The sequence below is a fragment of the Aeromonas sp. L_1B5_3 genome (assembly GCF_963866575.1).
Lineage (GTDB): Bacteria > Pseudomonadota > Gammaproteobacteria > Enterobacterales > Aeromonadaceae > Aeromonas > Aeromonas jandaei.
In genome coordinates this window covers 1-679 of sequence record NZ_CAWMDN010000066.1, presented here as the reverse complement: position 1 = coordinate 679, position 679 = coordinate 1, and the positions used below count along the sequence as shown (strand labels likewise).

Here is a 679-nt window from a genome sequence, read left to right as displayed (position 1 = left end):
GCAGGATCTCCTCTTCCACCCCACTGAATACCTTCTCGATCTGCTCATCGAGTTCGGTACGGTCGGTGATGATAAGCACACGGCTGTCGGTCACATTTTCGCGGATCCACTTGGCTAGCCAGACCATGGTCAGGCTCTTGCCGCTGCCTTGGGTGTGCCAGATGATGCCGCCATCCCGGCGGCGGATATAAGCCTTGGCGGCACGGATGCCGAAATACTGGTTATGGCGGCAGGTTTTCTTGGTGCCCGCATCAAACACGATAAAGTCGTGGATCAGCTCCAGAAAGCGCGCCTTACTGCACAACTGCGTCAGATGCTGGTCCAGCAGATTGGCACCCGGCAGATCGACATGGTCGGAATGGATTGGATCGGCTGGCTCTTTCCACTCCAGATAGTATTTCTCGTGGGTTTCGATAGTGCCGTAGCGCACCCCTTGGGTGTCGTTGCCCGCCATCACCAGCTGCATGGTGGTGAAGAAGTTACGGATAAAATCCTTCTTCTGGTTATCCAGGTTCTGGTGGATACCTTCGGAGACAGAGACGGTAGATCGCTTGAGCTCAATGACGCCAAGGGCAATGCCGTTGACATAGAGCACCAGATCCGGCCGTTTCTTATGCTCGCCTTTGACCGTCACCTCTTCGGCAATGGCAAAGTCGTTGGCCTGCGGATTGGCCCAGTC

The 679-nt window shown here is 55.7% G+C and carries 1 protein-coding gene; it reads right to left on the bottom strand.

Annotated features, from left to right (window positions below):
• On the bottom strand, positions 1-679 hold a 679-nt coding region (locus AACR93_RS04015; protein WP_043852291.1), incomplete at both ends, for a type I restriction endonuclease.